This is a genomic window from Methylobacterium brachiatum (genome assembly GCF_020523825.1).
Lineage (GTDB): Bacteria > Pseudomonadota > Alphaproteobacteria > Rhizobiales > Beijerinckiaceae > Methylobacterium > Methylobacterium brachiatum.
The window spans coordinates 56,081-63,317 of record NZ_JAJALK010000025.1 but is presented as its reverse complement, the minus strand read 5'-3'; the positions used below and the strand labels follow the sequence as shown (position 1 = coordinate 63,317).

The window sequence follows — 7,237 nt, the reverse complement described above, 5'->3', positions numbered from 1 at the left end:
CAATCCCTAAGCCACATCAATGCTTTACGCTACGCTCGCCACCACAGATCCACTGCCCTTGTGAATAAGACGGGCTAGCGCAAAGACGCCGACGAACGCGCCACGTCTTTGTTGGCTAACTCGCTATGAACGTTTGGAAACTTACGCTGCCCAATGTACGTTGTGTCGGCGTCAGCGCACCAGCGAGCCGGGCCAGGCGGGTGGCCAATCGGCGAAAGCATCGCGCACCAAGTCATGGCGGGGCTCGTCCGCGAGCACGCGGTCATCGTGACTGAGGATTTGGCGCTCTAAAACACGACCGCCTCTACCCGTTGGACGGCAGAGGTACCGGGCAAACAGGTCAGCCAGAAAGCCGGTCTCAACAGGTCTATTCTGGACACCACACACCGACCGCGCCGATACCAACGCGGTGATCACGATCAAACGGAAGTGGAACACACCGTTGCTGAGCGTGGAGGGTGTGCATCAGAAGCCCGTCAAAGCGTCGACTGGACGGGACCTCATGGTCTCCGAAAAACCCGATCCTTCCGGGCGGGGAAGACGTTAAGGCCCGGATGCTCTGAGCCGCGTTCCCGGCGCTGGCAGAGGCGAACTTGACAGAGCCTCCTCGCCCAAGAAGGGCGAGGATTCCTGCGGCTCACGCCGCAAGTTCCTGTTTCATCGGGGCCGCGCACCGGGCCGAGCCCGGCGCGTCTAACGTCCGCTCCAAAGGCGATCGCCGGGGATCGGACCCGGCCCTGACCGCGTGCCCCGCGGCCAGGATGTTGTAGACCGCACGCACCCGAAGGTGCGCCGAAGCAAGTCTGCCTGCTCCGGCGTCGGGTCAAATCGGTACCGGTAGCCCGCTGCAACCGCCATCTGGGCAGCCTAGGTGTTCATGCTCCGTTCTGAAACGTCGCTGGTGCGCTTACATCCCCGGCCTGAAGGCCAGATCTTTTCGCGCACGTCGGGTAACACGCCACCCGGAGACACAGCGCCTGCTGGACCAGCAAAGAGGACGCCACCGCGGTCTCGTCCCGGGGCTTCGCGATGCTCGCGTGTGAGCCATGCACGATCAGGGTGTGATCGCGACTTTCAGAACCCCGTCGCGCTGATTGGCGAAGAGTTCATAGGCGTCCTCGATCTCTTCCAGTTTGAAGCGGTGGGTCACCAGCCCGGAAAGATCGGCGCGCCCTGAGGTGACGACCTCGAGCATGCGGCGCATGCGCTCCTTTCCACCCGGGCACAACGAGGTCCGGATCGATTTGTCTCCGAGCCCGGCCGAGAAGGCGTCAAGCGGGATCTTGAGGTCCGTCGAATAGACGCCAAGGCTTGAAAGCACCCCACCCGGGCGAAGCACACGCAAGCCAGCCTCAAAGGTCGGCTGCGTGCCGAGTGCCTCGATCGCGACGTCGACGCCGCGCCCGTCGGTCAGGCGCATGATGGCCTCGACAGGGTCCTCTGCCTTGAAGTCCACAACAGCGTCCGCACCCATCCGCTTGGCCATTTTCAGGCGCGCCGGAACCGTGTCGACGGCGATGATGCGGGTCGCGCCCATGAGCTTCGCACCAGCCGTCGCGCAGAGGCCGATCGGCCCCTGCGCGAAGACCGCGACCGTGTCACCGATCTTGATCTGCCCGGTCTCGGCGCCGGCCAAGCCCGTCGACATGATGTCAGGACACATCAGGACTTGTTCGTCGCTGACGCTGTCGCCGATGGGCGCGAGATTCGCCATCGCGTCGGGGACGCACACGTATTCGGCCTGGCAGCCATCGATCGTATTGCCGAATTTCCAGCCGCCGATCGCCTTCCAGCCGTGCCGGGTTCCCGCACCGTCCTGGGCGCCGCAGCCGCACAGGCACGCGTGGCTCCAGCCGGATGGCGTGATGGCGCCGGCGATCACCCGTTGTCCCTCCGTGAAGCCGGTGACGCCGGAACCCAACTTCTCGATGATGCCGACGGGCTCGTGCCCGATGGTCAGGCCCTTCTCGACGGGATACTCGCCCTTCAGGATGTGGACGTCGGTTCCGCAGATCGTAGTCGTGGTGATCCTGACCAGCGCATCCTGCGGGCCGATATCCGGGATCGGCTTCTCGTCGAGCACGATCCGGCCCTTCTCCACGAACACCGCCGCCTTCATCTTGCGCTGCATATCGATCTCCTCGCCGCTTCACGCTCCGACGTTCTCTCGAAGAGGCCGGCGCGGCCCACCCTGTGGACCGCGCCCCCCAAAGACGCGCACCTCCGATTTTCTGTGCAGCCCGTCCGAGCCCTAGATGTCGCGCTTCTGCATTGCGCTGGCGATGTGATCGGCCTGCCGGATCGCGAGCGCCACGATCGTGAGCGTAGGATTGCAGGCCGCGCCCGAGGTGAACTGACTGCCGTCTGAGATGAACAGGTTCTTGATGTCGTGCGTCCGGCCGAACTTATTGACCACACCGTCGCGCGGATTCGCGCTCATGCGGTTGGTCCCCATATTGTGGGTGCTCGGATAGGGCGTCGTAGGATAGGTCACCGTCGCCCCGACGGCCTCGTAGATGGCTGCACCCTGCCGGTAAGCGTGGTTGCGCATGGCGATATCGTTCGGGTGATCGTCGTAGTGGACGTTTGCGACCGGCAGCCCATGCTTGTCCTTCGCCGTCGGGTCGAGGGTGATGCGGTTGCTCTCCTGCGGCATGTCCTCCCCGATCAACCACATGCCGGCCATGCGAGGATAGGTCTCGAGAGCGCTGGTGAAGCTGCGACCCCAGGCTCCAGGGTTGAGGAACGCCGCCATGAACGGAAGCCCGATCGAGATCGTCTCCATCTCGTAGCCACCGTTGAAGCCGCGAGCGGGATCGTGGCGCGCCTCATCGCGGATGATGCCCGCCATAGTGGTGCCGCGATACATGTGCACCGGCTTTTCAAACGTGGCGTACACAGAACCGGTCATGTGGCGCATGTAGTTGCGCCCGACCTGACCCGACGAGTTGGCCAAGCCGTTTGGAAACAGGGATGAGGCGCTATTGAGCAGAAGCCGAGGGCTCTCGAGCGAGTTGCCGGCCACGCACACGACACGCGCTTTCTGACGCTGCAGGGCACCGGTTTCGTCGAAGTAGGTGACCCCCGTCACCTTCCCTGTTCGATCGTGCTCGATCCGAGCCACGTGACTGTTCGGCCGGACGTCGAGGTTGCCGGTCGCCTCCCCTTGCGGAATCTCCGTGTACAGCGTCGACCATTTGGCGCCCGACTTGCAGCCCTGGAAGCAAAAGCCGATCTGCTGGCAGAAGCCCCGTCCATCCCGCGGCTCACTGTTGATCGCCATGCGCCCGGTGCTGACCTCTTTATAGCCGAGCTTTCGCGCGCCGGCCTCCATCACCTTGAAGTTGTTGTTGCCCGGAAGCCCGGGGATGTTGTTCGTGCGGGTCACCCCCATCTTCGTCTCGGCCTTGTCGTACCACGGATCAAGGTCGGCCTTGGTGATGGGCCAGTCGAGAAGATTTGCACCTTTCACGCCGCCGTAGGCGGACGCGATCTTGAACTCATGTTCGTCAAACCGGAGCGAGGCGCCCGCCCAGTGAACGGTCGATCCACCGACCGACTTGACGATCCACGCCGGGAGGTTCGGGAAGTCCTGCGCGACGCGCCACGAGCCGGACGCGACTCGCATGTCGGTCCAGGCGAGCTGGGTGAAGCTCTCCCACTCGTCGTTGACGAAGTCTTGGATTTCATTGCGCGGACCGGCTTCGAGCATCACGACCTTGATGCCGCGCTGCGCGAGTTCATTCCCGAGCGTGCCGCCGCCAGCGCCGGAGCCTACGATCACGACGACGCCGTCGTCATTCAGATCAAATTGGGCCATCATTATCCTCCCTGAGCATATTTTTGTCTGTTAGTGCTGGCTTCAGGTCTTCGGAAGCCAATCGATGTCATTGAATCCGCGGTTGATGTATCCACCTTTGTCTGCAGATGGGCCCTCGTAGCCGAATTTCTTCCAAAGCTCGTGCTGATTATAGAGCGACACGACCAGATCGGATCGAAGCTTCTTGAAGAAATCTGTCTTCTCGACACCTTCGAGGAGTTTGACCCGCTGCTCCTCCCAGCCGACGTCGACGTAAGGAACGCCATGCCCCTTCTGAGCATCGCCATCCAGGCGCCGCACGCCGTCTTCGAGCATGGTTTTGATCGCCGGGTCGCTCGCAGCCTTGCCGTTCCACGGCTTGATAGCATTGACGTAGTAAACGTCGCCGAGGAAATCGTGTGGGTAGATGTCACGAGCAACCTTAACCAGTGTCTTCATCGTGGGTGGCGCCAGCGGGCCGTCTTCTGCCCAAGCGTCGGATACTGACAGCTCCGCAGAGCTGGCGATTGCCGCAGCGGGCAATCCCGCGGCCATCCCCTTGAGGAGAAAACGGCGGCTGTATCGGTTGCGTGGATCGACTGTTCTCATAATGATCTCCCTTTCAATCGCGGTCTATTGTTAGACGAAGCGTCCGCCGCGCTCGATCACTTCGATCTTGTACCCATCGGGATCCGTGATGAAGAAGAAGCGCGCCAGTGTGGCGCCGCGGTGCTTGAAGTCGCGGATGGGCCCGACCGAGATTCCGCCGCTCGACAGTCGCTCGTGCTCAGCCTCGAGCGAATCGACCGTGACGGCCAGATGGCCGTAGCCGTCGCCGAGCTGGTACTTCTCCGTCCGGTCGTGGTTGACTGTGAGCTCCAGCTCGAATGGTGAGAGCTCGTTACGCAGATAAATCAGCGAAAAACCATCAAAATCGAGCCGGTCAGCCACTTTCAACCCGAGAACCTGGTCATAAAACGCGATCGACTTGATATCGTCGAGAACACGGATCATCGAATGCACCAGCTTAGTGCCCATGTCAGTGTAGCTCCTTCAGATAGTTGATGATCGCCGATCGAACCTCGGCCTTGGATTGGCGGTAGGGCATAATCGCCCCAGGAATCATCGCCTGCGGGTTGGTCAGCCAGCGGTCCAAGCGCGACTCGTCCCAGGTCCAGTCGGCCTTGGAGAAGCCGGCCGAGTAGTGGTAGCCGGCCACCGTCCCGGCCTTTCGCCCGATCACGCCGAACAGCGTCGGCCCCTGCCGCGCGGGATCTGTCGTGTTGATCGAGTGGCATGTCGCGCACTGGCGCTCGAAGAGCACTTGGCCGGAAGGAAGCTGGGCGACTGGCGGTCCGACCTGCGCATGAGCTGAACCAGGTACCGCTAAGCCGAATGCGGTCCAGAACAGCGTCGACAGGAAGAGGCCGTATAGAATAGTGGGCATAATTCCTCCCTATTATGACCTTCAGATCGCCCGGTCATTGTTTCTTCGGCTAGCGTGCGCCGGGTCTAGCGATGCCCGCTGTGGCTAATCTTAAAACGTTGTCTATGATTTACGGATTGACACTGCCGAATTTACTGAATGATCTCGCAGTGTTTCGAGGAAAACAATGCGTTCGTTTTACGCTGTTGTCGGATCTGACGTCGTTTGACGGTTTGGATGTCTGAGATCCAGCTCGCCTTGATGTTGCGAACAACGGCAACAGCCCCGACCTCGAACCTCACATTCCGTGCGCCGACAGCACAATCTTCGCCGTCGCAATCACTCCGCGGCGACCTTATGGGCCTGCGAGCCGTCCGAGTAGGTCTCGGATTGCAGGCGCTTGCCCGGGGCGGCGCGGCCCGGCAGCGGCGGCAGGGCCTTGGCCTTCTCCAGATCGATACCGGCACCCTCGGCAACGCGGCGGCCGTAATCCTCGTCGGCGTGCCAGAAGTGCCAGACCATCCGCAGCTGGATCGGCTCCGGGCACTGCTTCATGTCGCCGACTAAGTTGGCGATCAGGTCCTCGCGCTCCCAATCCTCGAAGGACCGGTAACGCACGCCCGCCTGGGTGTAATCGTCCTCGGTGCGCGAGGTCTGATACCGGCCGAGATTGCCCTGGACCGGCTGATGGTAGTCCTTGGCGGGCTTGGGCGCCTCGCGCAGGCCCTCGGCCAGCGTCGACGGCTCGTAGTTGATGTGCTTGTTCGGACCGGTGCCGTCGACCCCGTAGGTCATCTGGCCGTCCCGTTGGTTGGAATAGACCTTCACGCCGGGCTGCGGCGCGTTGATCGGCAGCTGCAGGTAGTTGGCGCCGACGCGGTAGCGCTGCGTGTCCGAGTAGGACAGCGTCCGGCCCTGCAGCATCTTGTCGTCCGAGAAGTCGATGCCGTCGACAAGCACGCCGGTGCCGAAGGCCGACTGCTCGACCTCAGCGAAGAAGTTGTCCGGCACGCGGTCGAGGACCATCCGGCCGCAGGGCAGCAGCGGGAACTGGTCCACCGGCCACAGCTTCGTGTCGTCGAGCGGATCGAACGACAGGTGATCGTTCGGGCCGTCCGGCATGATTTGCACGGCAAATTCCCACTCGGGGAAATTGCCGGCCTTGATGTTGTCGTACAGATCGCGGGTCGCGTGGCCAACATCCTTGGCCTGGATCTCCGACGCCTGCTGCGAGGTCAGGTTCCGGACGCCCTGCTTGGGGATCCAGTGGAACTTGCAGAGCACCGCCTCGCCCTGGTCGTTGACCAGCTTGTAGGTGTTGACGCCCGAGCCTTCCATCTCGCGGTAATTGGCCGGGATGCCCCAGGGCGACTTGAGGTGCGTCACCATGTGGATGGCTTCGGGGTGCTGGGCCACGAAGTCGAAGAAGCGCCACGCCTCCTGACGGTTCGTCACCGGATCCGGCTTGAACGCGTGGATCATGTCGGGGAACTTGATCGCGTCGCGGATGAAGAAGACCTTGAGGTTGTTGCCCACGAGGTCCCAATTGCCGTCGACGGTCTTGAACTTGACCGCGAAGCCGCGCGGGTCGCGCTCCGTCTCCGGACTCTCCTTGGCGCCGGCGACGGTCGAGAAGCGCACGAACATCGGCGTCTTCACGCCGGTCTCGTTCAGCACGCGGGCGCGGGTGTACTTGGAGGCCGGCTCGTTGCCGATCTTGCCGTAGGCCTCGAAGTAGCCGTGGGCGCCGGCGCCGCGGGCGTGGACGACGCGCTCCGGGATCCGCTCGCGATCGAAATGCGTGATCTTCTCGATGAACTGGTAGTTCTCGAGCGTCGCCGGGCCCCGCTCGCCGACCGTGCGGGTGCTCTGGTTGTCGCGGACCGGATGGCCCTGGCGGGTGGTCAGATAAGGCTGGTCGGGCATAACCTGTGAACTCCAGATCCGGTCGATCGGCTTCAATTTCGCTGAGTAAGACCAGCCTGCATGCTGGCCTTTTTCGTCATCCTAGC

7 protein-coding genes are annotated in these 7,237 nt (G+C 62.5%); all 7 read right to left on the bottom strand.

The window, feature by feature from the left end; genetic code table 11:
- Positions 1–693 precede the first annotated feature (693 nt).
- The 7 genes from LGR69_RS32255 to LGR69_RS29610 all read right to left on the bottom strand — a co-directional run bounded on the left by LGR69_RS32255 (position 694) and on the right by LGR69_RS29610 (position 7,151).
- The gene (locus LGR69_RS32255; protein ID WP_370881406.1) at positions 694–858 is read right to left on the bottom strand and encodes a helix-turn-helix domain-containing protein; all 165 of its coding nucleotides are present in this window, start codon (positions 856–858) and stop codon (positions 694–696) included.
- A gap of 196 nt (positions 859–1,054) precedes the next feature.
- Positions 1,055–2,131, bottom strand: a complete 1,077-nt coding sequence (locus tag LGR69_RS29635) for an NAD(P)-dependent alcohol dehydrogenase (RefSeq protein WP_230368326.1) — start codon at positions 2,129–2,131, stop codon at positions 1,055–1,057.
- A 120-nt stretch (positions 2,132–2,251) separates the two neighbouring features.
- Entirely contained in the window at positions 2,252–3,820 is a 1,569-nt protein-coding gene (locus tag LGR69_RS29630; RefSeq protein WP_230368325.1) for a GMC family oxidoreductase, read from the bottom strand.
- A 42-nt stretch (positions 3,821–3,862) separates the two neighbouring features.
- On the bottom strand, positions 3,863–4,408 hold the full coding sequence (locus LGR69_RS29625; protein WP_230368324.1) for a gluconate 2-dehydrogenase subunit 3 family protein: 546 nt from the start codon (positions 4,406–4,408) through the stop codon (positions 3,863–3,865).
- Between the two features lie 30 nt (positions 4,409–4,438).
- Complete coding sequence (locus tag LGR69_RS29620; RefSeq protein WP_230368322.1) at positions 4,439–4,837, bottom strand: VOC family protein; 399 nt, start codon at positions 4,835–4,837, stop codon at positions 4,439–4,441.
- A 1-nt stretch (position 4,838) separates the two neighbouring features.
- On the bottom strand, positions 4,839–5,246 hold the full coding sequence (locus LGR69_RS29615; RefSeq protein ID WP_230368321.1) for a c-type cytochrome: 408 nt from the start codon (positions 5,244–5,246) through the stop codon (positions 4,839–4,841).
- A 318-nt stretch (positions 5,247–5,564) separates the two neighbouring features.
- Entirely contained in the window at positions 5,565–7,151 is a 1,587-nt protein-coding gene (locus LGR69_RS29610; RefSeq protein ID WP_230368320.1) for a catalase, read from the bottom strand.
- Positions 7,152–7,237: the final 86 nt, after the last annotated feature.